This window comes from Bradyrhizobium sp. OAE829 (assembly GCF_040546575.1).
GTDB lineage: Bacteria > Pseudomonadota > Alphaproteobacteria > Rhizobiales > Xanthobacteraceae > Bradyrhizobium.
This window is the reverse complement of sequence record NZ_JBEPOE010000001.1, coordinates 4,624,081-4,650,828: the sequence shown is the minus strand read 5'-3', so window position 1 is coordinate 4,650,828 and position 26,748 is coordinate 4,624,081. Positions and strand designations below refer to the sequence as shown.

Sequence of the window (26,748 nt, the reverse complement as noted above, 5' to 3'; positions counted from 1 at the left end):
ACGTTGTGATCTGTGTCTGCGGTCTCTACCACTGGCAGGGGTGCCGGGGGCAAGCGGGGCGTGGTCAGTCGATCTCTCAAAGGCGAGCCGGAGTTCATTCGGAAGGCCTTCAACGACATTCTCGGCGGCAGCGCCGCCAGTGTCCTCACGATTACATTTGGCCTGTCGTATTCGCTTCTGATTTTTACAGGCCCGCTGGCGCCATATCTGTCCTACGGACTTGCCGCGACCTTCATCTCCTCGGCGATTCTCGCCGCTGTCATCGCCTGGGGAAGCACCTTTCCGTTCGCGATTGCGGCTCCCGAGAGTTCCACCGCGGCGATGACCGGAATATTGGCGGCGTCGCTGGTCGAGCACGTTGTCGCCAGCGATCCCTCGGCATCGCTGCTGGCCCCGGCGCTGATGACGCTTGGGCTTTCGGCCATTGTCACCGGCATCGTGCTGTGCGGCTTCGGGGTGACGCGGATGGGCCGCGCGATCCGTTATGTGCCCTATCCCGTCGTGGGCGGGTTCCTCGGCGCCACCGCCTGCCTGATCATCCTGGGGGCGATCCGCGTCATCACCGGCCATCGCCTTCAGCTGACGACGCTCGATCAGTTCGCCAACATCCTGACCCTGTCCGAACTGGCGGCGGCCTGCGCCATGGCGCTGGCGTTGTATCTGACCTGGCATCGCACCCGCACATCGTTTGGCCTGCCGGCCATGCTGGTCGGGGGCGTGGTCGTTGGGCATATCGCCTTCTGGCTGGCGGGATTTACCTCGGCAGAAGCGCAGACCTCGGGATGGACATTTCAACCACCCCCGACCGTCAGCATCATGCTGCCGTGGAGCACGGCCGAAATGGCCCGCTATCCCTGGCATGCCGTGCCGGATCTGCTCGGCAATCTCGTCGCCGTCATTTTCGTCACGGCGTCGAGCACGCTGTTCAACACCGCGGGCATCGAAGTTGCGGCGCACCGTGAAGCCAACCTCGAGCGGGAATTGAACGTCACGGGCCTTGCCAACATCCTGTCGGGCGCATTCGGCGGCTACACCGGCTGTATCTCGGTCAGCCGCACCATCCTCAACTTCAGCAGCGGCGGGACCGGCCGGCTCGCCGGCCTGACGGTGGCCGCGATCTCGGTGCTGATGCTGGCGGTTGCTCCGGTTCTGCTCGGCTACATGCCGAAATTCGTGCTCGGCGGTCTGCTGATCTATCTGGGCGCCGATCAGCTGCACAAATGGATCATCGAATCGCGGCGGCGCCTGACCAAGACCGAGTATGTCTCGCTGCTCGCGATCATCGTCATCATCCTGCAGTGGGGCTTTGTCGCCGGCGTGCTGATCGGCGTCGTGATCGGCTGCGCGACATTCGCGTTCACGGCCGCGCGGATCGATCCGATCAAATTCAGTTTTGACGGCTCCGAATATCGCAGTTCGCTGGACCGTTCGCGCGACGATCAGACGGTTCTGACGGCCCATGGCGGACAAATCCAGGGCCTTAACCTGCAAAGCTATCTGTTCTTCGGTTCCGCCAACCGGCTCTACCAGCACGTCAAGGCGCTGCTCGGGCAACGTCCGGAATGCCGCTATCTGGTGTTCGACTTCAAGCTGGTTACAGGGTTCGATTCATCGGCGGCCTACAGCTTTGCCCAGATCAAGCGCAGCGCCGACGAGCGTCACATCGAACTGGTGCTGGTTCATTTGCCAAAACTCGCCGAGAAGGCGCTGCGGTCCAGCGGATTCATCGCCGGCCGGGTTCGTATCGTACCTGAGCTCGATCGTGCACTGGAGCAATGCGAGAACGAGATCATCGCGAAGCATCAAGGGCACGAGCAGGAGGAAGCCAATCTGCGTGACTGGTTCACGCAGATTCTCGGAACCCCGCGCGACGCCGTGGCGCTGATGCATCGCTGCGAGCGTGTCGAGATCGATGCCGGAGAGATCATTGTCAGCGCCGGCGACGCCGCCGATTCCATGCATTTCATTCTGGACGGCCGCGTTGGCGTCATGGTTCCGGTGAACGAAGGAACCACGCGGGTACGCAGCCTCGGCCGCTACACGACGATCGGCGAGATGGGCCTGGTGTCGCAGGCGCAACGCAGCGCGACGATTCAAGCCGAGGTCGCGAGTGTCCTGTACGTCCTCAGTGCGCATCAGTTTGAAGCGCTCAAGATCGACGATCCCTCGCTCAGCCAGAAGCTGCTGACCTATTTCGTATCTGTCATGGCCGAACGGCTTACTTTTGCCAATCGCACCATTGCAGTGTTACGGCGATAGAACGCTGCGTTTAAGCTTCCTCCACCCGGATTGGCGCATATGACGGCACTGGCTGACGCGAAGACCTTCTCCACCATCAACTATCGCCTGCAAAGTGGCACCGTGATGCCGGAGGTGACCATCGCCTATGCCACGCTCGGCACGCTGGCGCCCGATCGCAGCAATGCCGTGCTGGTCACACATGGCAACACCAGCGGCCCGCACATCATCGACCCCGGCGGCACGACGGGCGAAGGCAGCTGGAGTGAGATCGTCGGCCCCGGCAAGGCCGTCGATACCAACCGCTATTTTGCGATCTGCCCGAACATGCTGGGCTCCTCCTACGGATCGACCAATGCCGGGAGTATCGACCCCGCAACCGGCAAGCCTTACGGGCCGCGATTTCCTGACATCAATGTCAGCGACATCGTCGGCACGCAGCGGCTGCTGCTCGATCATCTCGGCATCGACAAAGTGGTTGCGATCGTCGGCCCGTCCTATGGCGGCTTCCAGGCGCTGCAATGGGCCGTCAACTATCCCGACGCGATGAAGGGAATCGCCGCCGTCGTCACCTCGCCACTGGTGCCGCGCGAGCGATCCGAGGGCAATGTCGCGCGCCTGCTCGGGGCGCTGTCGAAGGACCCGAACTGGAACGGCGGCGATTATTACGACCGCGGCGGCGTCGTGGAGACCATGACGCAGATCCGCATGGCGACGTTGAAGACCTATGGCATCGAGGCCCGCCTGAAAGCGACGATGTCCGATCCCGCGGAGATCGAGGCCGCGATCCGCGACGAGGCGGCGCGCTGGGCCGAGGGATTTGACGCCAATTCGCTGATCATCCTGGCCAAAGCGCTCCGCGGCTTCGACGTGACGGCGCAGTTCGCCCAGATCAAATCGAAGGTTCTGTTCGTGCTGTCGCGGACGGACAAATTGTTTCCGCCTGACATCGCGCCCGGCGTGATGCAGGGACTGAAGGCCGCCGGTGTCGATGCCGATTATTTCCTGCTCGACAGCGAACTCGGCCATTCGGCTTCAGGCCTCGACGCCCATAAATGGGCGCCGCGGCTGAAGCAGTTTATGGAGAGTCTGTAGCCCGGATGCAGCGAAGCGAAATCCGGGCTTACTCGCAAGCGAACCTAACTCTCCCGGATTGCGCTACGCTCCATCCGGGCTACGGACCCTAAATCCCCGCCATCATCACGTATTTGATCTCGACATATTCTTCCATGCCGTGATGCGAGCCTTCGCGGCCGAGGCCAGACTCCTTGACGCCGCCGAAGGGGGCGACTTCGGTGGTGATCAGTCCGGTGTTGACGCCGACCATGCCGGACTCCAGCGCTTCGGCGACGCGCCAGACCCGGCCGAGATCGCGCGAATAGAAGTATGAGGCGAGACCGAACGGTGAGGCATTGCACAACGCGATCACGTCTGCCTCGTCCTTGAAGCGGAACACCGGCGCCAGCGGCCCGAAGGTCTCTTCGTGCGCAACCAGCGCGTCGGGCTTGACGTTGGCGAGCACGGTCGGCTCGAAAAAGCTGCCGCCGAGCGCATGGCGCTTGCCGCCGGTGACGATTTTCGCGCCGCCCTTGACCGCGTCCGCGATGTGTTTCTCGACCTTGTCGACCGCTTCCATGTTGATCAGCGGGCCCTGCACCACGCCGGCTTCCGTGCCGTCGCCGATCTTCATCGCCGCGACCTTGGCCGAGAGCTTTTCGACGAACTGGTCGTAGATCTTGTCCTGGGCGTAGATGCGGTTGGCGCAGACGCAGGTCTGGCCCATGTTGCGGTACTTCGAGACGATGGCGCCTTCGACGGCGGCATCGATATCGGCGTCGTCGAACACCACGAACGGCGCGTTGCCGCCGAGTTCGAGGCCGAGCTTCTTCACGCCGACGGCGGCCTGCTGGTACAGGATCTTGCCGACTTCGGTCGAGCCGGTGAAGCCGACGAAGCGCACCGCCGGGTGCTCGCAGAGCACCTTGCCGATCGCCGAGGAATTGCCGGTCAGGATGTTGAACACGCCCTTCGGCACGCCGGCTTTTTCGGCGAGCGCCACCAGCGCCAGCGCCGTCAGCGGCGTTTCGTTGGCGGGCTTGAGCACCACCGTGCAGCCCGCGGCCAGCGCCGGCGAGACCTTGCGGGTGATCATCGAGCAGGGGAAATTCCACGGCGTGATCGCGCCGCAGACGCCGATCGGCTGCTTGATCGCAAGCAGCCGGGCATCCGCACGCTGGGTCGGGATGGTTTCGCCATAGACGCGGCGGGCTTCCTCGGCGAAAAATTCGACATAGGCGCCGCCGATATCGACTTCGCCGAGCGCCTCCGTCAGCGGCTTGCCCTGCTCCGAAGTCAGGATCAGCGCGATGTCTTCGCGGTTGGCGATGATCAGGTCGAACCATTTGCGCAGGATGTTGGAGCGTGCCTTGGCGGTCAGCTTGGCCCAGGCCGGGAACGCGCGCTCGGCGGCTTCGACGGCCTGCGTCGTCTCCGCAGTGCTCATGACCGGAATTTTTGCCAGTTCAACGCCGTTGACCGGATTAGTCACCGGCTTTGACGCCTTCCCGGTCCAGGCGCCGTCGATATAGCACTGCTCACGCAGCAGCGAGGGATCCTTCAGGCGGTCGCGCAGGGAGGGGGCGGATTGCGAAGCGCGTGCGGCGACGGGCGGGTTCATGGCGTAACTCCTCGGAGTTTTCTTGGGATTTTTTGGGGTACTGATCCGAGTATAGGCCTATTCAGCAGGCATTGCATCGGCCGCAAAGGCAGGGCTGATGCTCGTCATTCCGGGGCGCATCGAAGATGCGAACCCGGAATCTCGAGATTCCCCGAGGCGCAATTGCGCCCCTGAGGTCTGGTCCTTCGGACCATCCCGGAATGACGGTCTCAAATTCAGACCGCGCCCATATAGGTTTCGCGGCGGCCGATCATGCGTTCCGCGGCGGCCTTGGCGTCGGCGCGCGAGGACGTCGCACAGGTGCGGTATTCCAGATCGGGCAACTTGGCGGCGCGGCGCGAGAACCAGGATTTGGAACCGACCTGCAATTGCGCCAGAGCGACGGCGACATTGTCGACCGCCTCGAACGAGTGCAGCGCGCCGGTACCGGCAATACGGACCTCATAGATACCGGGGCTGATCGGGGCTTCGATGTTCTCAGCGCGTCCGGGGCGCGGATATCGTTTCCATTCACTCCAGGTCGAGATCATCGCGGCATCCTCGCAATGGGAAAAACTACAACCATTTTCATCAAATCATTCAGTTCGGGGGCAGCGTTTCCGCTGGAATCTGAATGTCTTACTGCAAAGAATCAGCACCGGGAATCATTATGGAATCAACTTATCGTTTGCGCCCGGACCGGTCACCGACATTGCCGCTGATCCACCGCGAATTGTGGCGGAGTGTTGCAGTTTTGTGCCGCTCTCCTCCCTCTCCCTGCGCAAGCCATCAACCCATCACGAGATCGCGACATCAACGGCAAGGCGCCGCGAGCGCTTGCGGGATTGCAACGCCGGGGGGAAGATCGCGGCACTCCATAACAACAAACGGGAGGTGACCCATGCAAAGCAAAGCTCAGATCGACCAGGTTCTGCGTCAGAAATCCGAGGCCAAGGAGATTCCCGGCGTGGTCGCCATGGCGGCGACCGGCAGCGAGGTGATCTATCAGGGCGCGTTCGGCAAACGCGACCTCTCCAAGGACGATCCGATGACCGCCGACAGCGTGTTCTGGATCGCCTCGATGACCAAGGCGATCACGTGCGCCGCCGGCATGCAGCTCGTCGAGCAGGGCAAGCTCTCGCTGGACGAGCCGATCGGCAAGCTGCTGCCTGATCTGGCCTCCCCGCAGGTGCTGGAAGGCTTTGACGCCAAGGGCGAGCCGAAACTGCGCGCGGCAAAAAAGCCGATCACGCTGCGCCATCTCATGACCCACACCGCCGGCTACTGCTACGACGTGTGGAACGGCGACATGGGGAAGTATCAGGAGAAGACCGGAACCCCGAATATCTTCAGCTGCCTGAATGCCGCGCTGAAGGGGCCGATCATGTCCGATCCCGGTACGCGCTGGGAATATGGCATCAACATCGATTTCGTCGGCAAGGCGGTGGAAGCCGCGAGCGGCAAGCGTCTCGACGCCTACCTGCGCGACCATATGTTCGCACCGCTCGGCATGAGCGACACCAGTTTCAAGATTACGGACTCCCAGCGCCAGCGCCTGGTCGGCATGCATGCGCGCGGCGAGGACGGCTCGCTGGCGCCGATCCCGTTCGAGCTCGAACAGAATCCGGAATTTCACATGGGCGGCGGCGGCCTCTACAGCACGGCGGCTGACTACATCAAGTTCACCCAGATGATTCTGGGCAAGGGCAAGGGCAACGGCAACCAGTTGCTGAAGCCGGAGACCGTCGCGTTGATGGGCCAGAACCACATCGGCGATCTCACCATAGGCAAGATGCCCACCATGGCGCCGATGTATACCAACGACGTCGATCTCTATCCGGACATGGTGAAGAAGTGGGGGCTGAGCTTCCTGATCAACACTGCCAAGACCGCGGAGGGCCGCAGCGCGGGCAGCCTCGCCTGGGCCGGCCTTGCCAACACTTATTTCTGGATCGATCCGGCGCGTAACGTCTCGGGCGTGATCCTGATGCAGTTGTTGCCGTTCGTGGACGCGAAGTGCCTGGAAGCCTTTGCGGGCTTCGAGCGCGGCATCTATGCCGGGCTCGATGCAGGGAGTGGCCAGAGGGCGGCTTGAACGCGAACTGTCGGGACGCAGTCCGACCCCGCCCCACCCACAAATCGTCATCCCCCGCCTTGTGCGCAATTGCGCACTGGAGCGGGGGAGCCAGTACGCCGCGGCCTCTCGGTGCTATAATTGACGCCTCTGGGATACTGGATCCCCCGCATGCGCGGGGGATGACAACCACGGGTGTGAAACGATGACCGAACCAACCGCCAGCTACGTTTGCGGCACCGCCGATGCGCCGTTGCTCGGCGACACCATCGGGCAAAGCCTCGATCATGCGGTGCGGCGCTGGGGCGACCGCGAGGCGCTGGTTTCGCCAAGCCACAATGTCCGCTGGACCTGGAAGGAATTCGCCGAACGCGTCGATGCGCTGGCGGCCGGCTTTCTCGCGCTCGGGCTCGAACGCGGCGCGCGGATCGGCGTCTGGTCGCTCAACCGGCCGGAATGGACGCTGACGCAATTTGCAGCCGCCAAGGCGGGCATCATCCTCGTCACCATCAACCCGGCCTATCGCCTGAGCGAACTCGAATTCGCCTTGGCGAAGGTCGGCTGCGCCGCGATCGTGACCGCGACCGCGTTCAAGACCTCGAACTACATGGAGATGCTGAACGCGCTGCTGCCCGAGCTTGCCAAGTCGACGCCCGGCGAGTTGCAGGCGGCGCGGCTGCCCAAGCTGCGCGCGGTGATCCAGATCGGCGGACCATCCGCGCCCGGCACGATCGCGTTCGAGGACGTGACGCGGATGGGCAGCGCGCGGCACCGCGAGACGCTGGCGGAGCTGGCCAAAACGCTGCAGTTCGATGATCCCGTCAATATCCAGTTCACCAGCGGCACCACAGGCTCGCCGAAGGGCGTCACGCTGACGCACCACAATATTCTCAACAACGGCTATTTCGTCGGCCGCGCCATGCGCCTGACCGAAGCGGACCGCATCTGCATTCCGGTGCCGCTGTATCATTGCTTCGGCATGGTGATGGGTAATCTCGCCGCGGTGACGCTCGGCGCCACCATGGTCTATCCCGGTGAGGGTTTTGATCCGCTGGCGACGTTGCAGACCATCGAGAAGGAGAGATGCACCGCGCTCTATGGCGTGCCGACCATGTTCATCGCCGAACTCGATCATCCCGAATTCTCGCGCTTCGATCTGAAATCGCTGCGCACCGGCATCATGGCCGGCGCGCCCTGCCCGGTCGAGGTGATGAAGCGCGTCAACAATGAGATGAACATGGGCGAGGTAACGATCGCCTATGGCATGACCGAAACCAGCCCTGTCTCGTTCCAGAGTTCGACGGATGAGCCGCTGGAACGCCGTGTCTCCACGGTCGGGCGGATTCATCCCCATGTCGAGGTCAAGGTCGTCGATCTCGAAGGCCGCATCGTGCCGCGCGGCCAACGCGGCGAACTCTGCACCCGCGGCTACAGCATCATGCTGGGTTACTGGGACGAGGCCGAGAAGACATCGGACGTGCTCGACGCCAATGGCTGGATGCACACCGGCGACATCGCGATCATCGACGCCGAGGGCTATTGCAACATCGTCGGCCGCATCAAGGACATGGTGATCCGCGGCGGCGAGAACCTTTATCCGCGCGAGATCGAGGAATTCCTCTATCGCCATCCCAAGATCCAGGACGTGCAGATTTTTGGCGTCGCCGACGAGCGCTATGGCGAGGAGCTCTGCGCCTGGGTTCGCGTCAGACCCGGCGAAACGCTGACGGCCGACGAGGTCCGCGCCTTCTGTCACGGCCAGATCGCACACAACAAGATCCCGCGCTATGTCGAGTTCGTCGATGAATTTCCGATGACGGTGACGGGGAAGATCCAGAAATTCCTGATGCGCGATGCGGTCGAGGCGCGGCTGGGATTGAAGGCGGCCAAGACGGCGTGAATTGGAGATCGCGTCGTCCCGGCGAAGGCCGGGAGGTGGATATAGCTTCACGTTCCCGCGGCGCCATGCGCCCGAGTTGTACATGTCGTTTCACGCCCTGGAAAATAGAGGGCGCAGGGAATGCCGGATGCGCGCTGCACCCGCGATCTCGTGTGCGAATTGTGCAAAAGAAGCTGCACACGAGCATACAGGGCAGCGGAGAACATCCGACATTCCCTGCGCAGTGGCTTTACGACTTATGACGCGCTCTCCCCGGTGAGACGGCCTCTATTGCCACCGTCGTCCCTCGGAAACGTTAGCTCCCGCAGGACTTGACGCCGTTACGGGCGCCAGGACCACACGCTTTCGCCGTACGCCTTTGCCGCGACCGTCAATCGCAACGTCAACGTCCACCGCATCCCCGTCCCTCGTTGTGACGATGGCCAACGCCCCTCTGAGTGGGACGGGATGCGGCGGATGTAACCGGTGATTTGGGGTTGGCGTCAAGGGGTATTTCCGAAAAACGGAAATTAATATCGGCGGCAGCGCAGTATGGACGTTCTCATCATTCGTCATGGCCGGGCTTGTCCCGGCCATCCACGAATTGCTTCATCGCCGCAAATAAAGACGTGGATGCCCGGGTCATCTAGCGCGAAGACGCGCTTCGCGCTTTAGCCCGGGCATGACGGGCTGAGAGGTCACGTCCCCCCAAGAAACTCTAAACCGGAAGCCCGTTCTTCTTCGCCAGTTCCTTCAACGACACCTGCGGCCGCGCCCCGATGTGCTGGATCACTTCGGCCGCCGCGAGCGCGCCGAGGCGGCCGGCGTTTTCATGGCCGGCGTTGCGGACGAGGCCGAACAGGAAGCCGGCGGCGAACAAATCGCCGGCGCCGGTCGTATCGACGAGTTTCGTGATCGGGAAGGCCGGCACGGCGACGACACCGTCGCTGGAGGCCACGACGCAGCCCTTCTCGCTGCGGGTTACGATGCCGAGTTTGGTGTCGGCGCGCAGCTGTTTTAGCGCGGCATCGAAATCCGGAGTTTCGTACAGGGATTGCAGCTCAGCCTCGTTGGCGAACACGAGATCGACGGTGCCCTTGCGCATCAGGTCGAGAAACTCGTCGCGGTAGCGGCCGACGCAGAACGAATCCGACAGGGTCAGCGCGACCTGGCGGCCGGCGCCGTGCGCGATGGTCGCCGCCTTGACGAAGGCGTCCTTGGCGTTTTTGGGATCCCAGAGATAGCCTTCGAGATAGATGATGCTGGAGGCTTCGATTTGCGCCGCGTCGATATCATCAGGCATCAATTCCTGCGCCGCGCCGAGATAGGTGTTCATGGTGCGCTCGCCGTCCGGCGTCACCAGGATGTAGGAGCAGCCGGTGGCGGGGCCGCCGCTTGCCGCTTTGGTTTCGAATGCGACGCCGGCGGCGCGGATGTCATGGGTGTAGAGGCCGCCGATCTGGTCGTTGCGCACCTTGCCGACATAGGCGGCGCGCGCGCCGAGATTGGCGATGCCGACGATGGTGTTGGCAGCGGAGCCTCCGGACATTTCGGTGGCCGGGCCCATATCGGCGTAGATCGCCGTGGCGCGCGCCTCGTCGATCAGCGCCATGCCGCCCTTGGTCATGCCATGGCGGCCGAGAAAGGCCTCGTCGGTCTGCACCAGCACGTCGAAAATCGCATTGCCGATCCCGAGAACGTCATATTTTGCGTCGGCCATCTCACCGTCCTGTTGCAGCCATCATGAAGGGCGGGGCCTATCACGGCCGGCGCAAGGCGTGAACCCATAAATGGCGTGAATCGATAGATTCAGATTGGCCGGCCGATGTCCGCCTCGCGCGCAGGACCGACACAGGCCGGGCATCGCGCCAGGTCCGCTTTGCCACCATAAGGGCGCTATCGCAGCGGCATGACAAAGGTGAAGCGGGTTTCCTCAGCCGTCGACGTCACCGTCAGCGAACCCTCGTGCGCCTTTGCGATCTGCGACGCGATGTGGAGCCCGAGGCCAAGCCCCTGCCGGCTGGCGCGAACCTCGCCGCGGAAGAACGGCTCAAACAGCTTCTCCATCGCGGCCTCGGGTATCGGCTCGCCGCCGTTGGCGACCGACAATTTGAACAGCCCGTCCTCCGTCACGGCGCGGACGCGCACAGGTTCGTTGGTCGCGCCGTGGCTGAGCGCGTTTCCGACCAGATTGGAAACCAGCTGTCCAATCCGGATTCGATCGCAATTCACGGGTGCGTCGATGGCATACTCGACTTCGATCTGGCGTCCCGGCGACGACAGCCGCAGTTCGTCGATCACCTGATGCAGCATCTGTTCCACAGGCGCGTTGGCATTGCGGTCCAGAATAATGCCGCCACCGAGCCGGCCTCGCGCAAAATCGAGCACGTTGTCGATCAGCCCGGCCATCCGCATCACGGTGGTCTCCAGCATCGCCAGGATCTGGTGCTGCTTTTCCGTCGTCGCGTCCCGTCCCAGAATGCGCGCGCCGGCGCTGATCGATGCCAGCGGGTTGCGCAGGTCATGTCCCAGCACCGCGATGAACTGCTCGCGCAATTCGGAATTCTCGCGCTCGCGCGCAAGGCCCATAGCGGCCGTGTCGCGCGCTTCCAGAAGTCCCCGCTCATATAGCCTTCGATCGACGGCCTTGATCAGGGCAATCCGCGTGAACAGAGTTTTTCCGCCGGCGTCCCGGCCATCGGTGGCGCTCGCAATCATCTGCAGATGCTCGCCGCTTGCTGTCACCATGTCGATGGCGAAGCCATCGAAGAAGCCCTGCATCCGCAACAGCGGCGCGATGTGGGTTTCGTAGTAGATGCGGCCCGCCATGTTGAGGAAGCCAGAGAACGGCTTGCCGATCATTTGATCTGATGTGTGGCCGGTCCAGCCGATGAGCGTCCGGTTCACACGCGCGATACGGCCGTTGGCCAGCAGCGTGACATAGCCGCAAGGGGCGTTGTCGAACATGTCCTCGAAATCGTCGATGCGGGGACTGTCCACCGCGCCGCTCAGACGAACGTCTTCATGGCGGCGATCACTTCATCGGGCGCGCTCAAATTGGGACAATGCCCGGTCGCCTCCAATATGATGAGTTCGCTGCCCGGAATTCCGCGGTGAACAAACTCTCCGACCTCCTTTGAGGCGATGATGTCCTCGCTGCATTGTAATATCAGCGTTGGAATATCGATTTTGGCCAGATCGGCGCGATTGTCCGATTTGAAGGTGACGCGGGCGAACGCCTTGGCGATTTCGGGATCGGTTCGGCAAAAGCTGTTGGTCAGCTCTTCGCCGAGTTCAGGGCGATCGGGATTGCCCATGATCGCCGGCGCCATCTGGGCCGACCATCCCATGTGGTTGGAATCAAGAAACTGGAGAAGCTCCTCGATCTGCTGTTCGCTGAATCCGCCAATGTAATTGTCGTCGTCGATGTACCGGGCGGAAGGCCCGACCATGACAAGCTTGCCAAACATGCCGGGCGCCTTCTGCACCGCCAGCGCGCCGATCATGCTGCTCACGGAATGCCCGACGAAAATGGCTTCCTTCAGGCCGAGTTCGCGGCCGATCTCGACGACGTCGTCGGCATAACCGGCAAGCGTGGCATATTTCGACTTGTCGTAGGCCGTGAGGTCGGAGCCGCCGGCGCCGACGTGATCGAACAGCACGGTCTTGAAGTCCCCGGCGAAGGCCGGTTCCACGAACCGCCACATGTTCTGGTCGCAGCCAAAACCGTGGGCGAAGACCATCGCCTTCTCACCCGTCCCGCGGACGCGGACGTTATTTCGCGCAACGACGCTCATATCCTGCACCGGTCTGAGCCATTTTCGCCGCGAGGCTATCACCATTGCTTCCGCGCGCGCCACTCACGCCGGCGGACAGCCATCGAATGAGTTAGCGCTGGATTGCATGGAACCCGAGACTCAAGGCGGTCTGTTGGACACCGGTGTCCGGATCGCTCATCAGGTCAGTCATCCAGTCGCGAACGATACAACTTCAGATGGGCCGACCGACGTCCGCCTTGGAGCGCCGAACGGACTCAAAGCCGGACCCCAGCGCCATCGCCGCCGGCTTTCTCATCCCGCCCTGACTTGCACATGCACACCCCATTTGGTCCAGTATAGCGAGCGCATCGAACCAGCGCAGGGAGCAATGAGTGGCGGCGCAGTTCAACATCGATGCCTATAGCGACGCGCTCGTCCTGCTGGGGACGGCCGGCATTGTCGTCCCCATGGTGCGGCGCTTTGGGCTTAGCCCCGTGCTCGGCTTTCTGGCCGCGGGCGCGCTGCTCGGCCCGCTCGGACTGGGCTCGCTGATCCACGCGTTCCCGTTCTTGTACTGGCTCACCGTCGTCGATGCCAAGAACGTGGCCGGCATCGCCGAACTCGGCGTTGTCTTCCTGCTCTTCCTCATTGGCCTCGAGCTGTCCTACGAACGCTTGAAGGCGCTGCGCCGCCTGGTGTTCGGCCTCGGCAGCCTGCAGTTCATCCTGACGACCGCCGTGCTCGCCGGAATCGCGGCCCTGTTCGGCAACCCGTCCGCCGTATCGATCATCCTCGGCGCCTGCCTTGCGTTATCCTCGACCGCGATCGTCATCGAGGTCCTTTCCAACCAGGGCCGGCTTGGCACCACGGCCGGCCGGACCAGCTTCGCCATTCTGCTGGCGCAGGATCTGGCGGTCATTCCGGTCCTGGTCTTCATCTCCATCCTGGGCAAGGGCTCGAGCAGCTCGGTCGTGACCAGCCTCGCCCTCGCGCTGGTCAATGCCACCGTCGCGGTTGTCGCGATGGTCATCTTCGGACGTCTGCTGCTGCGGCCGCTGTTCCGGCTGGTCGCGGCCACCGGCGCCAGCGAATTATTTGTGGCGGCCACCCTGTTCGTCATTATCGGCACCGGCGTCGCCGCCGCCGTGGCCGGCCTTTCGATGGCGCTGGGCGCCTTCATCGCCGGATTGCTGCTCGCCGAGACGGAATTCCGCAAGGCCATCGAAACAACCATCGGCCCATTCAAGGGACTGCTGCTTGGCTTCTTTTTCTTTACCGTCGGCATGAACATCGATGTGCGCGAAGTCGCACGCGAACCATTCTGGCTCGTTGCCTCCGTCATCGGCCTGATCGTAATCAAGGCCATCCTGCTCACCGGCCTCGCCCGGACCTTTCGGCTGCCTTGGCATGCGGCGATCGAAACCGGCCTGCTGCTGGGCCCCGGCGGCGAGTTCGCGTTCGTCGGCATCGGCCTTGCCACCTCGCTCGGCCTGATCAGCGCCAATGTGTCGAGCTTCACGCTCGCGGTGACGTCGATCACGATGGCGCTGATTCCGGTGCTGGCCCTGGTCGCACGGCGGCTGACGCCGAAGTTTCGCGAGCCCAAGGCAATGGATCCGGAGCTCAGCGTTGCACCGAGTGGAGGCGCCGGGCACGCCATCGTCATCGGGCACGGCCGGGTCGGTGAGGTCGTCTGCTCCCTGCTGGGCCGGCACAATTGTACCTATCTCGCCGTCGACAACGACGCCGATGCGGTCCCGGCCCAGCGCAGGAGCGGGCGCGAGGTCTATTACGGCGACGCGACAGACCCGGAATTTCTGAAGAGCTGCGGCGTGATGAAAGCAAAGGCCGTCATCGTAACGGTGGCCGCCAAGGACGCGATCGACGAAATCGTTCATCAGGTACGCGCGCTGAGGGCGGATATCGTCATCGTCTCGCGCGCCCGCGATGCCGACCATGCGCGCCACCTTTACGAGATCGGCGTGACCGACGCCGTGCCCGAGACCATCGAAGCCAGCCTGCAGCTGTCGGAGGCGGCGCTGATCGGGCTGGAGCAGGCGATCGGACCGGTCATTGCCTCCATCCACGAGAAGCGCGATGAATTCCGGCGCGAGCTGCAGCAGGCGGCTGCAAAAAGCCCCGCCGAAACCACGCGTGCGATCCGCCCGAAAAGCTTTCGATCGCCGAGGGCAGGACTTTAGCGACAGCGTCGCCAGGTCCGCTTTGTTTCGTTCGCGTCATTTTGACCGCGCGTCGGCGGATTATTCAATGACTACGTCGGCGGTCGCAAGCAGCGTGTCGGGAACCGTTATCCCCAGCGCCCGAGCTGTCTTGAGGTTCACTGTGAGTATCAGGCGGGTCGGCTGCTCGACCGGCAGGTTGGCCGGCAGGGCGCCCCCGAGAATCTTGCGCACAAAGTAGGCTGTGCGGCGAGAGATCTCACCCAGCGGCAGGCCGTAGCTGACGAGCCCCCCGGCGGCCGTTATGGCAGCAGTGGCGGAGATGACGGGGATGCGATGTTCAAGCCCCCTGGCGGCAATCGGTTTGCCCAGACTGCTGGTGGCAGCATCCGGGATGACGAGGATCGCATCCGGCTTGCGCACGAGGATGGCTACGAATGCGGCATCCAGCATGGCAGGCGTGCTGACTTCGAAGGAGCGCAGCGAAAGCCCGATAGGGCCGGATTGGTCTCGAAGGACGCGCAGCATGGCCAGATTTGATGGATTTCCGGGGTTGTGCACGACCACGACATCTGCCGCCTGGGGAAGCAGAGCGCGCAGATATTGCAGGAGCTTCGTAGCGCTATCCTGATTCAAGGTTGCCAATCCGGTGGTGTTGCCACCCGGACGCGCAAGGCTGGCCACGATCCCCGTGCCGACCGGATCATTGATCCCCATCATCACGATCGGAATCACCGTCGTCGCGCGTTGTGCGGCCTGCACGGCCGCAATCGTGTTGCCGAGGATCACCTGCGGCTGCTTTGCCACGAGTTCCCGGGCCAACGACGGAAAGCGACTGTAGTCACCCTCAGCCCAATAGGATTCGAAAATGTAATCCTTGCCTTCCAGCATTCCGCTTTCCGTCAACGCGCGTTTGAATTCGTCAACAAGCGCGAGACTGCCTTCTTTCGATCCGGCAGCAAGAAAGGCCACGCGTGCCGGCGCTGCACGCTGTGCCCGTGCCGCGAATGGCGAAACCAACACGCATGCGGCACTGGCCATTCCGATGAACTCGCGCCGCCTCATAAAACCCCCTGAAGGAAACGCGTCATCGACGGCCAGACCATAACAGTTTGTGGCCGGACAGCGAGGGAAACCAACCGGTCATGGGTTGCTGCGTTCAAAGGTCCGCCAGGGCTCCAGGCTGACCTCATCGTGCAGGGGCGGAATGCCCGCCGCACCCTCGACAGCGGACATCCTCAGACGCGCCGGGGCTAGCGCCAGCACCGCAAACCGCTGCTATAGAGCAGTCATGATCCGCTCCTTCCTCACGGTATCGACGGGAACGCTGGCCTCGCGCCTGCTCGGATTCGTGCGCGATTCGCTGGTCGCGGCGCTGCTTGGCGCCGGCGCTGTCGCGGATGCGTTCCTGGCGGCCTTTCAACTGGTCAATGTGATCAGGCGGCTGCTTTCCGAAGGCGGGCTGAACGCCGCGCTGGTGCCGGCGTGGCTGCGCGTGCGCGAGACCGGTGGCGCGGTGGCGGCGGCCGCCTATGCGGGCCGCGTGCTCGGCACCGTCACGGCCGCCTTGCTCGTCGCCACCGTGCTGCTCGGACTGTTGATGCCGCTGGTGATCATGGCGCTGGCGCCGGGGTTTTCCGGCCATCAGACGCTGCAGCTTGCCGTCGACAATGCCCGCCTGATGCTGCCGTACCTCGCCTTTGCCGGGCCGGTGACCGTGATGATGGCGCTATTGAACGCGCAAGGCCGTTTTGCACTCACCGCGTTCTCGCCGCTGCTGTTCAATATCGCGCTGATCGCGGTCATGGCCGTGCTGCTGGCATCGCGCTCCGATGCGGTGCTTGCCGCACAGATCCTCGCCGCCACGGTCGGCGTCGCCGGCCTGCTGCAACTGTCCATCCTGGTGCTGCGGCGTGGCGGCAACATCGCAACGCCGCTTCGGGTCTCGTTCGATGCGGAAATCCGCGGCTTTCTCGGCAAGGCGATCCCCGGCATGATCGCGAGCAGCACGCCGCAATTATTGATGGTCGCCGGCGCGATCGTCGCGTCGTCATCGCCCTCGGCGGTGTCGTGGCTCTATTTCGCCAACCGCCTGGTCGAACTGCCGCTCGGCATTGTCGGCGTCGCCATGGGCACGGTTCTGATTCCGGAAATGACGCGCGCGTTGCGCGGCGGCGATCAGGCCGCGGTCGCGCACGCGCAATCGCGCGGCCTCGAACTCGCGGTCGGGCTGGCATTGCCGGCGATGCTGGGGCTGATCGTGCTGAGCGAGCCTGTCGTGCGCATGCTGTTCGAACACGGCGCCTTCACCGCCGATGACACCGCGGCAACGTCTCGCGCCCTGATGTGGCTGGCGCTCGGGCTGCCCGCCAATGTGCTTGTCAAAGCGCTGTCGCCGGCGTTCTTTGCGCGCGAGGACACGCTGACGCCGCTGCTTGCGACGCTCAAGGGCGTGCTGTTTGCCATCGTCCTTTCCGTCCTGCTCGGCCATTGGTTCGGCGCCGGCGGCATCGCCGCCAGTCTCGCGATCGGGGCATGGAGCACGGCCTTCAGCTTGATCCGCAGGGGCGGCGAAACCTTTGGATTTTCGATCGACGCCGCCGCGCGGCGGCGGTTGCCCGGCATCCTTGCCGCCGCGCTGGCGATGGGCGCGGCCTTGTGGCTGGCGACGCGGTTCACACCCGCGCTCACCCAGGGGTCGCACGGCCTGGTACAGGCGATCATCCTGCTCCTCCTGATTATCGCCGGGATTGCGGTTTACGGCCTGTTTTTGCGGCTTTTCGGCATCGCCGGCTGGCGCGAGACGGTTAACGCGATCCGGCAGAAACGGCCCCGCGACTTGCGCGACTAAGCCTTAAATGGCAAACGAGCGCGCCAAACCGACAATTCGCAGGAAGCATTACCATGGCCATGGTTGAACGGGTTTTTTCAGGCGTCCAGCCGACGGGCAATCTGCATCTCGGCAATTACCTCGGCGCGTTCGTCAACTTCGTGAAGTTGCAGGAAACGCACAACTGCATCTATTGCGTCGTCGACATGCACGCGATCACGCAAGGGGTCGACGTCTGGGGCGGTCCAGCCGAACTGACGCGCTGCACCCGCGAGGTGACAGCGGCCTTTATCGCCAGCGGCGTCGATCCGAAAAAGCATATCGTATTCAACCAGAGCCAGGTCACCGGTCATGCCGAGCTCGCCTGGATCTTCAATTGCGTGGCGCGGATGGGATGGCTCAACCGCATGACGCAGTTCAAGGACAAGGCCGGCAAGGATCGCGAAGCGGCCTCGGTCGGGCTTTACGATTATCCGGTGCTGATGGCCGCCGACATTCTGGTCTATCGCGCCACCCACGTGCCTGTCGGCGAGGACCAGAAGCAGCATCTCGAACTTTCCCGCGACATCGCGCAGAAGTTCAACAACGACTTCGCCGACTCGATCCGCGGCCATGGCTTCAACGACGGATTGTTCTTTCCGCTGCCCGAGCCCGTGATCACCGGGCCCGCGACGCGGGTGATGAGCCTGCGCGACGGCACCAAGAAAATGTCGAAGTCGGATTCGTCTGACAATTCGCGGATCAATCTGACCGACGATGCCGAGACCATCGCGGCGAAGATCCGCAAGGCCAAGACCGATCCGGAACCGTTGCCGTCGGAGGAAAAGGGGCTGGAAGGCCGGCCCGAGGCCGACAATCTCGTCGGCATCTATGCGGGCCTGTCAGGCCTCAGCAAAGCCCAGGTGCTGGCCGAATTCGGCGGCGGGCAGTTCTCCAACTTCAAGAACGCGCTGGTGGAACTTTGCGTCACCAAACTCGCGCCGATCGCCTCGGAAATGAAACGGCTGGTCGCCAACCCCGATCATGTCGATTCGATCCTGATCGACGGCGCCGAGCGCGCCGAGGCGATCGCCACTGAGACCATGAAAGCCGCCAAGGACATCGTCGGCTTCATCCGCAAGCGGTAGAATCTGGCGCGATCACCGGATTCGCGACGGCGCTTGTCTGATACGGCTGCGCCGTGGCAGCATGCGTCGGTTTGGCGCAGCACCGGGACATGCATGACCACCCAGCGACGAAGCTACGAGACGGGTCACAAGCCAAAATGTCTCGTCATCGTTGACGACACTGCGGAGTGGGACCGCGCGGTTTACTATGCCAGCCGCTGGGCGATCCGGGTCGGCGGCGGCGTGGTGATGCTGCGCATCATCGAGATCGAGGACCAGAACCAGCAATGGCTGGGGGTTGCCGACATCATGCGCGCCGAAGCCGAGGACGCCGCCAATGAGGCGCTCGACCGCGCCTCCGGCCGCGCCAACGGCATCGCCGCGATCACGCCGGAGCGGGTGATTCGCGAGGGCAATCCGACCGAACAGATCCTCGACGTGATCGACAAGGACGTCGATATCTCGATGCTGGTGCTGGCGGCCAATCCGGGCGCCGAAGGCCCCGGGCCGCTGATCGCCATGATCGCACAGGCCGCCGGCTCGTTCCCGATCCCGGTCACCATCGTTTCCGGCGACCTCAAGGACGCCGAAATCGACGCGCTTTCCTGAGCGAAATGAGGGAATTGCGACCAAGAAGGGCTGGTCTGCGCCCCTTGACCGTGCGCCGGCCGTCGCCATCTGCTAAAGGAAACCCACGCGCCGGCCTTGAACCGGCGACGCCGGAGAGATCAGATGTTTATCCAGACCGAAGCGACCCCCAATCCCGCCACCCTGAAATTCATTCCGGGCCGTACCGTGCTCGACACCGGCACGATGGAATTCGCCAACCGCGAAGCCGCCGCGCGCTCGCCGCTGGCCGAACGGCTGTTCGACGTGCAGGGCGTCAAGAGCGTGTTCTACGGTGCCGATTTCGTCACCGTGACCAAGGACGACAGCGACTGGCAGCACCTCAAGCCGGCGATCCTCGGCGCCATCATGGAACATTACATGTCCGGCGCGCCGCTGCTGGCCGACGGCACCGCCGGCAATGACGAGGCGCTCGACGAGGAAGAGGAATTCTTCAACGAGGCCGACGCCGATACCGTGGCGACCATCAAGGATTTGATCGAGACGCGGGTGCGCCCCGCGGTCGCCAATGACGGCGGCGACATCACCTTCCGCGGCTTCAAGGACGGTGTCGTCTATCTCAACATGAAGGGCTCCTGCGCCGGCTGCCCGTCCTCGACGGCAACCCTGCAGCACGGCATCCAGAACCTGCTCAAGCACTTCGTGCCCGACGTGGTCGAAGTCCGGCCGATGTGAGCTGGCTGCGTAGGGTGGGCAAAGGCGCATTTGCGCCGTGCCCACCACCTATCGACGAGCCGTTATTTTGAATGGTGGGCACGCTCCGCTTTGCCCACCCTACGAAGTCATCACCTGCCCGGGCCCTCCCGGGCATTCACATTTTTGAGCGGTTACAAAGCCGTGGACGGCCGGGTCAAGCCCGGCCGTGACAGTGAGAACACCGCGCCTTTTATCGCGAAAAATGTTACCAATCGTCCATGTTAATCCTAGCCATCGATACCGCGCTTGATGCCTGCGCCGCGGCCGTGCTCGATACCGACACGACGAAGATCATCGCGCAGGAATCGCTGCCGATGAAGCGCGGCCACGCCGAAGCCCTGATGCCGCTGATCGCGCGGGTGATGAAAGCGTCCACCATCGCGTTCACGTCGCTCGACCGTGTCGCCGTGACCAAGGGGCCCGGCAGCTTTACCGGATTGCGTGTCGGCCTGTCGGCCGCCCGCGGCATTGCGCTGGCGGCCGGCAAGCCGGTGGTGGGATTGACGACGCTGACCGCTTACGCGGCGCCTTTCGTCGGCGAGAACAGCGAGCATCCGATCATTTCCGCGATCGATGCGCGCCACGATCATGTGTATTTTCAGGTGGTCAGCGGCGACGGCGGTTCGCTGGTCAAGCCGAAAGTGGCGCCGATTTCGGAAGCACTCGACGCCTCCCGCTTTGGCGCGCCGCACCTGGTCGGCAATGCCGCGAAAATCCTCGCCGACCGCTGGCCATCCGATGCGCCGCCGCCGTTCAGGATCGACGCACAGCCGGCGCCCGACATCACCTGGGTGGCGTGGCTGGGCGCCGCGGTCAGCCCGGAAATGTCGCCAGCCAGTCCGTATTATCTGCGCGCGCCCGATGCCAAGCCGCCAAAGGACCCGTTGCCGCAAGCCTCGCAGCCAGCATCATCATAATGGCCGTGAGAATCGCCTTGGGATCCCTGATTTCCGAATGGTGGCGCGGCGGCACGCCGGTGATTGAGCCGGCCAGCCAGCGCGACGCGGCACGGCTGGCGCAGCTGCATGGCGCCTCGTTTCACCGCGGCTGGGGTGAAGGCGAGTTCGAGGCGATGCTGACCGAGCGAAACACGCTGGTGCATCGCCTCCGGCAGGGGCGCAAGGTGATCGGTTTTGCGGTCTCACGCATGGCCGCGGACGAAGCCGAAATATTGTCGATCGCGATCGATGCCGGCGAGCGTGGCCGCGGCCTGTCGCGCAATTTGCTGCTGACCCACCTTGGCCATCTCGCCGGCCGCGGCGTGCGTTCCATCTTCCTGGAAGTGGAGGAAAACAATCAACCGGCGCGGCGGCTGTATGAATGGGCCGGATTCGGCGTCGTTGGGCGCCGCGAACGCTATTATCAGCAGCCCGGCGGGGAGCAATTGAATGCACTTCTGATGCGGCGCGACTTGTCGTAAACTGCGGGCGGTGGCAAAACACCCCCTGTTCTCTAGAACCTGTTCGGTTCTGACGGGATCAGAACCGAACAGGCTCTAGCTCTTTGTTTTGACGCGTTTTCTTTACGCGAACCGGTACCCACTCGCTTGAAAACGCTATGAGGCCCGAGACCATATGCCCGTCCTGAAATCCCCGCCCGCGCACAAGAATACCGGTATCGAGGCACGCTGCGCCGCCACCGGCATGCGCATGACCGAGCAGCGCCGCGTCATCGCGCGGGTGCTGGCGGATTCGGTGGATCATCCCGACGTCGAGGAACTTTACCGGCGCTGCGTCGAGGTCGACGACAAGATCTCGATCTCGACCGTGTACCGCACCGTAAAGCTGTTCGAGGACGCCGGCATCATCGAACGGCATGATTTCCGCGAGGGCCGGGCGCGCTACGAGCAGATGCCCGACAGCCACCACGATCACCTGATCAACCTGCGCGACGGCAAGGTGATCGAGTTCACCTCCGAAGAGATCGAGAAGCTGCAGGCCGAAATCGCCCGCAAGCTCGGCTACAAACTGGTCGATCACCGGCTCGAACTGTATTGCGTGCCGCTGGACGAAGATAAGTCGTCATAGCGTTTTCAAGCGAAGTGGGTACCGGTTCGCGTGAAGAAAACGCGTCAAACAAAATGCAGATTCCACAGCTCATCATTTTCGATTGCGACGGCGTGCTGGTCGACAGCGAGGTCATTTCATGTCGCGCGCATGCGGAGATGCTGACGCGTCACGGCTATCCGATCACGGCGGACCGGGTGCTGCAGCGGTTCCTCGGCGTCTCCGATCGTGAGGCGCGCCTGACCATCGAGGCCGAACTGGGTTGCAGTCTCCCGGACGATTTCGAAGCGCAGATGAAACAGGCCGCGCTGCAACGATATGCTGACGAGCTCGGAGCAATTCCCCATATCGGCGAAGCGCTTGCCGCAATCGACCTTCCGAAATGCGTGGCATCGAGCGGTACGCCGGAGAAGATTCGCCATGGCCTGACCTGCGCCGGGCTCTACGACGTCCTTGCGCCCAACATCTTTTCCGCCACGCAGGTCACGCGCGGCAAGCCTGCCCCGGATCTGTTTCTGTTCGCTGCCGAACAGATGAATATCCGGCCGGCTCAATGCCTTGTCATCGAGGACAGCGTTGCCGGCGTCACCGGTGGCCGGGCCGCCGGGATGACCGTGCTTGGCTTTCACGGCGGCAGCCATTGCGGCGCAGGTCACGCTGAATTGCTGCGTGACGCAGGCGCTGCGGTCACTTTCGGCGATATGCGGCAATTGCCCGATCTGATCGAGCGGATTGGGCCCGATCAGGCATAGTCATTCCGGGACGTGCGAAGCACGACCCCACATTCAGGTTCCCTGAACCGCCGAGGATGAAGCCGCGTGCAAACCTTGAACGCCAATTTCGATCTCATCATTTTCGATTGCGACGGCGTGCTGGTCGACAGCGAGGTGATCTCGTGCCGCGTTCACGCCGAGGTGCTGACGCGTCACGGCTATCCGATCACCGCCGAGCAGGTGCGTCAGCGATTTCTCGGGCGCACATCGCTCGATGCAACCACCGAAATCGAGCGGGAACTCGGGCGGCCGTTGGCCGAAACGTACGAGCATGAACGGCAAACGACATTGTTTACAGCGCTCGCGGAGGCTGTTGAACCAATCCCGCATCTTCACGAGACGCTCGACGCCATCGACCTGCGCAAATGCGTCGCCTCCAGCGCCGTGCACGAAAAGATTTTCACGAGCCTGTCACGGGTGAAACTGTACGAGCGCTTTGCCCCTCATATCCTTTCGGGATCGCAGGTGCGCAACGGCAAGCCGGCACCGGATCTGTTTCTGCTCGCGGCGAGGCAGATGGAAGTCCCGCCGGCGCGATGCCTCGTGATCGAGGACAGCGTGGCCGGCGTCACCGGGGGCCGGGCCGCCGGGATGACCGTGCTCGGCTTTCACGGCGGCGGCCATTGCCGTCCGGACACCGCGGATACGCTGCGCGCGGCGGGCGCCGCGGTCACTTTCGACGATATGCGGCAATTGCCCGATCTAATTGCGCGGATTGGGGCCGATTAGGCCCGGAATGATCGGCGCAAGTCGCTGGATTTTCGGCCATTTAGGCTATAATTGACCCGGTAGACGGGCGCCGCATGGGCGCCCGCGCCAACTCCGCATTCAGGTTCCATGAAGCCGCCGCGCAAGCTGCATATCAAGTCATATGGCTGCCAGATGAACGTCTACGATGCGCAGCGCATGGTGGACACGCTGGCGGGCGAAGGCTTTGTCGAGACCGACAGCGCCGAGGATGCGGATCTCGTCATCCTCAACACCTGCCACATCCGCGAGAAGGCTTCCGAAAAGGTCTACTCCGAACTCGGGCGCCTGCGTGTCGCCAAGGATGAAGCCGCGCGCCAGGGACGTGAGATGCGCATCGCGGTCGCGGGCTGCGTCGCGCAGGCCGAGGGCGAGGAGATCATCCGCCGCGCGCCGACCGTGGACGTCGTGGTCGGCCCGCAGAGCTATCATCATCTGCCGCAGCTACTGGCGCGTGCCAAAAGCCACGGCCGCGCGCTGGAGACCGAATTCCCGGTCGAGGACAAGTTCGGCTTTCTGCCGCCGCCGAAGCCCGCGGCGATCCGCGCGCGCGGCATCTCGTCGTTCGTCACCGTGCAGGAGGGCTGCGACAAGTTCTGCACCTTCTGCGTGGTGCCTTACACGCGTGGTGCGGAAGTCTCCCGGCCAGTTGCAAAAATCATCGACGACGTGATGCGGCTTGCCGACAATGGCGTGCGCGAGATCACGCTGATCGGGCAGAACGTCAACGCCTATCACGGCGAGGGCCCGGACGGACAGACCTGGCCGCTTGGCGCGCTGCTCACTCGCCTCGCCGAAATCCCCGGCATCGTGCGCCTGCGCTATTCGACCAGCCATCCCCGCGACGTCGATGATTCGCTTCTGGAAGCGCATCGCGACCTGCCCGAACTGATGCCGTTCGTGCATCTGCCGGTACAATCCGGCTCCGACCGCATTCTGGCTGCCATGAACCGGAAGCATACCGCCGATGATTACCGCCGGGTCATCGACCGATTTCGCGCCAGCCGCCAAGATATTGCATTTTCATCGGATTTTATCGTCGGCTTCCCCGGCGAAACCGAGGGAGAATTTGCCGCCACCCTCGCGCTTGTCACGCAAATCGGATACGCTGGGGCTTATTCGTTCAAATATTCGCCGCGGCCCGGCACGCCGGCGGCGGACATGCGGGAGACGGTGTCAGCGACAGAAATGGACGAGCGATTGGGGCGGCTTCAGGAATTGATCGACAGCCAGCAATCGGCCTTCAACAAGGCCATGATTGGCAAGACTGTCGACGTGCTGTTCGAACGCGCGGCCCGCAACCCCGGCCAGATCGTCGGCCGCACCGCCTATCTGCAGCCTGCGCATGTGATGGCATCGCCGGATATCATCGGAAAAGTGCTGCCGGTCTCCATCGACAGCCTGGAGCGCTACAGCCTGCTCGGCGAACTCGCTGGCGCCTCCGCGCGCCCCACTTTATCGACGCTTTCACCCACGACCGATTCTTCTCAAGTCAACGCGGGAGCCTGAACCCTTGCCCAAAAGCGCATCGGATTCATCTTCGCTTGCTCCCAGCCGCAAATTTGATCGCGACATGCAAATACCGCCCGAAACCCAAGTCGTCATCGACTTCGACGACAACCGCGCCGCTTCCGCGCTGGTCGGCCCTTACGGGCAGAATCTCGCGCTGATCGAACGCCGACTCGGCGTCGTCGTGGATTCGCGCGGCAATCACATCACCATCGCCGGATCGCGCGACGGCTGCGACGCGGCGCGGCGCGTGCTCGAGACACTCTACGCCCAGGCGGTGCAGGGACAGGATCTGGCGCAGGGCGACGTCGAAGGCGCCATCCGCGCCGTGATCGCGCAGGGATCGCTGTTTGAATTCGATGCCAAGGCCGCCAAGAACGCCTTCGAGACCATCAATCTGCGCAAGCGCCCGGTGCGGGCGCGAACCGCCGCGCAGGATTCCTACATCCGCGCGCTGAAGCGCCACGAAATGGTGTTCGGCGTCGGCCCGGCCGGCACGGGCAAGACCTGGCTTGCGGTGGCGCATGCCGCGCAATTGTTCGAGCGCAAGGAAGTCGATCGCATCATCCTGACGCGGCCCGCGGTCGAAGCCGGCGAACGGCTCGGCTTCCTGCCCGGCGACCTTCGCGAAAAAGTCGATCCCTATCTGCGGCCGATCTACGACGCGCTGTATGACCTGATGGACGCGCGCGTCGTCGAGCGCGCGCTGCAGGGCGGCGAAATCGAGATCGCGCCGCTCGCCTTCATGCGCGGCCGCACGCTGACCAACGCCGTCATCATCCTGGACGAGGCGCAGAACACCACCTCGATGCAGATGAAGATGTTTTTGACCCGGCTTGGCGAGAACAGCCGCATGATCATCACCGGCGATCCCTCGCAGGTCGACCTGCCGAATGGCCAGACCTCGGGACTTGCCGAGGCCGTCAAGCTGCTCGACGGCGTCGAGGGGATCGCACAGGTGAAGTTCACCGCCGAAGACGTCATCCGCCATGAACTGGTGGCGCGGATCGTCGCCGCCTATGAGGGCTTGCCGCAAAAACCGGCGACCGGCAGATCCTGATGGCCAGACCTTTGGCTTTGGGCCCGCAGCAGGCGGGCCCGGGCCGCAACCAAAATGCTGGACTACAAAACCCTGGAACGAAATTGTCTTCCGTCCACCCCGTAACCGAAGTCCTCGTGGTCGCCGATTGCTGGCAGACCGAGCCCGACGCCGAGGCGGTGATCCATCGCGCCATCAACGCGGCCGCCGAAATCGCCGATGCCGATGTCGGCGAAGCGGAACTGGCAGTCATGCTGACCGACGATTCCGGGATTCGAACCCTGAACAGCAATTGGCGCGGCATCGACAAGCCGACCAATGTGCTATCGTTTCCGGCGTTGCAGCCGACCGGTGCGGGAACGCCCGACGATGCACCGCGCATGCTCGGCGATATCGCCATCGCCTATGAGACGACGCGCAAAGAGGCCGACGACGAACAAAAACCGTTCGATCACCATCTCAGCCATCTTGCGGTGCACGGCTTCCTGCATCTGATCGGCTACGATCACGAAAAAGACGACGACGCCGAAGCCATGGAGGGTCTCGAGCAGGAGATCCTCGCGCAGCTCGGCATTCCGGATCCATATGCGGATCGCGATCCCCATGCGGACCGGGAGCGGATGGACTGAC

Annotated in this window: 23 protein-coding genes; 17 read left to right on the top strand and 6 right to left on the bottom strand. The window is 63.4% G+C overall.

Annotation, left to right across the window (positions count from 1 at the left end; translation table 11 throughout):
* Positions 1-60: 60 nt before the first annotated feature.
* The gene (locus tag ABIE49_RS22460; protein ID WP_192736298.1) at positions 61-2,259 is read left to right on the top strand and encodes a SulP family inorganic anion transporter; all 2,199 of its coding nucleotides are present in this window, start codon (positions 61-63) and stop codon (positions 2,257-2,259) included.
* Positions 2,260-2,298: 39 nt separating this feature from the next.
* Positions 2,299-3,333, top strand: coding sequence for an alpha/beta fold hydrolase (locus ABIE49_RS22455; protein ID WP_192736297.1), 1,035 nt, complete (start codon positions 2,299-2,301; stop codon positions 3,331-3,333).
* Positions 3,334-3,421: 88 nt separating this feature from the next.
* Here the strand turns inward: ABIE49_RS22455 and ABIE49_RS22450 are convergent, their stop codons facing one another.
* Positions 3,422-4,915, bottom strand: coding sequence for an NAD-dependent succinate-semialdehyde dehydrogenase (locus tag ABIE49_RS22450; RefSeq protein ID WP_192736296.1), 1,494 nt, complete (start codon positions 4,913-4,915; stop codon positions 3,422-3,424).
* Positions 4,916-5,130: 215 nt separating this feature from the next.
* On the bottom strand, positions 5,131-5,445 hold the full coding sequence (locus ABIE49_RS22445) for a hypothetical protein (RefSeq protein WP_192736295.1): 315 nt from the start codon (positions 5,443-5,445) through the stop codon (positions 5,131-5,133).
* A gap of 350 nt (positions 5,446-5,795) precedes the next feature.
* Here ABIE49_RS22445 and ABIE49_RS22440 point away from each other — a divergent pair, with 350 nt between their 5' ends.
* Entirely contained in the window at positions 5,796-6,989 is a 1,194-nt protein-coding gene (locus ABIE49_RS22440; protein WP_192736294.1) for a serine hydrolase domain-containing protein, read from the top strand.
* A 184-nt stretch (positions 6,990-7,173) separates the two neighbouring features.
* Positions 7,174-8,868, top strand: coding sequence for an AMP-binding protein (locus ABIE49_RS22435; RefSeq protein ID WP_192736293.1), 1,695 nt, complete (start codon positions 7,174-7,176; stop codon positions 8,866-8,868).
* 697 nt (positions 8,869-9,565) lie between these two features.
* Here the strand turns inward: ABIE49_RS22435 and ABIE49_RS22430 are convergent.
* The 3 genes from ABIE49_RS22430 to ABIE49_RS22420 all read right to left on the bottom strand — a co-directional run bounded on the left by ABIE49_RS22430 (position 9,566) and on the right by ABIE49_RS22420 (position 12,644).
* A complete protein-coding gene (locus tag ABIE49_RS22430) occupies positions 9,566-10,567 on the bottom strand; it encodes an adenosine kinase (protein WP_192736292.1) in 1,002 nt (333 codons plus the stop codon).
* 176 nt (positions 10,568-10,743) lie between these two features.
* A complete protein-coding gene (locus tag ABIE49_RS22425) occupies positions 10,744-11,814 on the bottom strand; it encodes a PAS domain-containing sensor histidine kinase (protein WP_192736537.1) in 1,071 nt (356 codons plus the stop codon).
* A gap of 41 nt (positions 11,815-11,855) precedes the next feature.
* The gene (locus ABIE49_RS22420) at positions 11,856-12,644 is read right to left on the bottom strand and encodes an alpha/beta fold hydrolase (RefSeq protein WP_192736291.1); all 789 of its coding nucleotides are present in this window, start codon (positions 12,642-12,644) and stop codon (positions 11,856-11,858) included.
* A 353-nt stretch (positions 12,645-12,997) separates the two neighbouring features.
* Here ABIE49_RS22420 and ABIE49_RS22415 point away from each other — a divergent pair, with 353 nt between their 5' ends.
* Complete coding sequence (locus ABIE49_RS22415; RefSeq protein ID WP_192736290.1) at positions 12,998-14,806, top strand: cation:proton antiporter domain-containing protein; 1,809 nt, start codon at positions 12,998-13,000, stop codon at positions 14,804-14,806.
* A gap of 60 nt (positions 14,807-14,866) precedes the next feature.
* Here the strand turns inward: ABIE49_RS22415 and ABIE49_RS22410 are convergent, their stop codons facing one another.
* Entirely contained in the window at positions 14,867-15,826 is a 960-nt protein-coding gene (locus tag ABIE49_RS22410; protein ID WP_354066922.1) for an ABC transporter substrate-binding protein, read from the bottom strand.
* A 250-nt stretch (positions 15,827-16,076) separates the two neighbouring features.
* On the opposite strand from ABIE49_RS22410, the gene murJ reads away from it, so the two are divergent.
* The 12 genes from murJ to ybeY all read left to right on the top strand — a co-directional run bounded on the left by murJ (position 16,077) and on the right by ybeY (position 26,747).
* Positions 16,077-17,636, top strand: a complete 1,560-nt coding sequence (murJ, locus tag ABIE49_RS22405; protein WP_192736288.1) for a murein biosynthesis integral membrane protein MurJ — start codon at positions 16,077-16,079, stop codon at positions 17,634-17,636.
* 53 nt (positions 17,637-17,689) lie between these two features.
* Entirely contained in the window at positions 17,690-18,742 is a 1,053-nt protein-coding gene (trpS, locus tag ABIE49_RS22400) for a tryptophan--tRNA ligase (protein WP_192736287.1), read from the top strand.
* 93 nt (positions 18,743-18,835) lie between these two features.
* Complete coding sequence (locus ABIE49_RS22395) at positions 18,836-19,330, top strand: universal stress protein (protein WP_192736286.1); 495 nt, start codon at positions 18,836-18,838, stop codon at positions 19,328-19,330.
* Between the two features lie 123 nt (positions 19,331-19,453).
* Positions 19,454-20,023, top strand: coding sequence for a NifU family protein (locus tag ABIE49_RS22390; RefSeq protein WP_192736285.1), 570 nt, complete (start codon positions 19,454-19,456; stop codon positions 20,021-20,023).
* A gap of 239 nt (positions 20,024-20,262) precedes the next feature.
* Positions 20,263-20,961 carry a tRNA (adenosine(37)-N6)-threonylcarbamoyltransferase complex dimerization subunit type 1 TsaB gene (gene tsaB / locus ABIE49_RS22385; protein ID WP_192736284.1) on the top strand — a complete coding sequence of 233 codons (699 nt, stop codon included), beginning with the start codon at positions 20,263-20,265 and terminating at the stop codon, positions 20,959-20,961.
* Between the two features lie 17 nt (positions 20,962-20,978).
* Entirely contained in the window at positions 20,979-21,464 is a 486-nt protein-coding gene (rimI, locus tag ABIE49_RS22380; protein ID WP_354066921.1) for a ribosomal protein S18-alanine N-acetyltransferase, read from the top strand.
* 154 nt (positions 21,465-21,618) lie between these two features.
* On the top strand, positions 21,619-22,071 hold the full coding sequence (locus ABIE49_RS22375; protein WP_192736282.1) for a Fur family transcriptional regulator: 453 nt from the start codon (positions 21,619-21,621) through the stop codon (positions 22,069-22,071).
* Between the two features lie 53 nt (positions 22,072-22,124).
* A complete protein-coding gene (locus tag ABIE49_RS22370) occupies positions 22,125-22,802 on the top strand; it encodes an HAD family hydrolase (protein WP_192736281.1) in 678 nt (225 codons plus the stop codon).
* A 66-nt stretch (positions 22,803-22,868) separates the two neighbouring features.
* Complete coding sequence (locus ABIE49_RS22365; protein ID WP_354066920.1) at positions 22,869-23,552, top strand: HAD family hydrolase; 684 nt, start codon at positions 22,869-22,871, stop codon at positions 23,550-23,552.
* A gap of 108 nt (positions 23,553-23,660) precedes the next feature.
* Positions 23,661-25,079 carry a tRNA (N6-isopentenyl adenosine(37)-C2)-methylthiotransferase MiaB gene (miaB, locus tag ABIE49_RS22360; protein WP_354066919.1) on the top strand — a complete coding sequence of 473 codons (1,419 nt, stop codon included), beginning with the start codon at positions 23,661-23,663 and terminating at the stop codon, positions 25,077-25,079.
* A gap of 4 nt (positions 25,080-25,083) precedes the next feature.
* The gene (locus ABIE49_RS22355; RefSeq protein WP_192736280.1) at positions 25,084-26,139 is read left to right on the top strand and encodes a PhoH family protein; all 1,056 of its coding nucleotides are present in this window, start codon (positions 25,084-25,086) and stop codon (positions 26,137-26,139) included.
* Positions 26,140-26,222: 83 nt separating this feature from the next.
* Complete coding sequence (gene ybeY / locus ABIE49_RS22350; RefSeq protein ID WP_249133323.1) at positions 26,223-26,747, top strand: rRNA maturation RNase YbeY; 525 nt, start codon at positions 26,223-26,225, stop codon at positions 26,745-26,747.
* The last annotated feature ends 1 nt before the right edge of the window (position 26,748 follow it).

Coding starts and splice junctions, on each gene's coding strand:
- trpS (WP_192736287.1), top strand. CDS start 17,690: ATGGCCATGGTTGAACGGGTTTTTTCAGGCGTCCAGCCGACGGGCAAT.
- miaB (WP_354066919.1), top strand. CDS start 23,661: ATGAAGCCGCCGCGCAAGCTGCATATCAAGTCATATGGCTGCCAGATG.
- ABIE49_RS22375 (WP_192736282.1), top strand. CDS start 21,619: ATGCCCGTCCTGAAATCCCCGCCCGCGCACAAGAATACCGGTATCGAG.
- ABIE49_RS22445 (WP_192736295.1), bottom strand. CDS start 5,445: ATGATCTCGACCTGGAGTGAATGGAAACGATATCCGCGCCCCGGACGC.
- murJ (WP_192736288.1), top strand. CDS start 16,077: ATGATCCGCTCCTTCCTCACGGTATCGACGGGAACGCTGGCCTCGCGC.
- ABIE49_RS22455 (WP_192736297.1), top strand. CDS start 2,299: ATGACGGCACTGGCTGACGCGAAGACCTTCTCCACCATCAACTATCGC.
- ABIE49_RS22410 (WP_354066922.1), bottom strand. CDS start 15,826: ATGGCCAGTGCCGCATGCGTGTTGGTTTCGCCATTCGCGGCACGGGCA.
- ABIE49_RS22450 (WP_192736296.1), bottom strand. CDS start 4,915: ATGAACCCGCCCGTCGCCGCACGCGCTTCGCAATCCGCCCCCTCCCTG.
- ABIE49_RS22390 (WP_192736285.1), top strand. CDS start 19,454: ATGTTTATCCAGACCGAAGCGACCCCCAATCCCGCCACCCTGAAATTC.
- tsaB (WP_192736284.1), top strand. CDS start 20,263: ATGTTAATCCTAGCCATCGATACCGCGCTTGATGCCTGCGCCGCGGCC.
- ABIE49_RS22420 (WP_192736291.1), bottom strand. CDS start 12,644: ATGAGCGTCGTTGCGCGAAATAACGTCCGCGTCCGCGGGACGGGTGAG.
- ABIE49_RS22430 (WP_192736292.1), bottom strand. CDS start 10,567: ATGGCCGACGCAAAATATGACGTTCTCGGGATCGGCAATGCGATTTTC.
- ABIE49_RS22370 (WP_192736281.1), top strand. CDS start 22,125: ATGCAGATTCCACAGCTCATCATTTTCGATTGCGACGGCGTGCTGGTC.
- ABIE49_RS22395 (WP_192736286.1), top strand. CDS start 18,836: ATGACCACCCAGCGACGAAGCTACGAGACGGGTCACAAGCCAAAATGT.
- ABIE49_RS22435 (WP_192736293.1), top strand. CDS start 7,174: ATGACCGAACCAACCGCCAGCTACGTTTGCGGCACCGCCGATGCGCCG.
- ABIE49_RS22440 (WP_192736294.1), top strand. CDS start 5,796: ATGCAAAGCAAAGCTCAGATCGACCAGGTTCTGCGTCAGAAATCCGAG.
- ABIE49_RS22425 (WP_192736537.1), bottom strand. CDS start 11,814: ATGTTCGACAACGCCCCTTGCGGCTATGTCACGCTGCTGGCCAACGGC.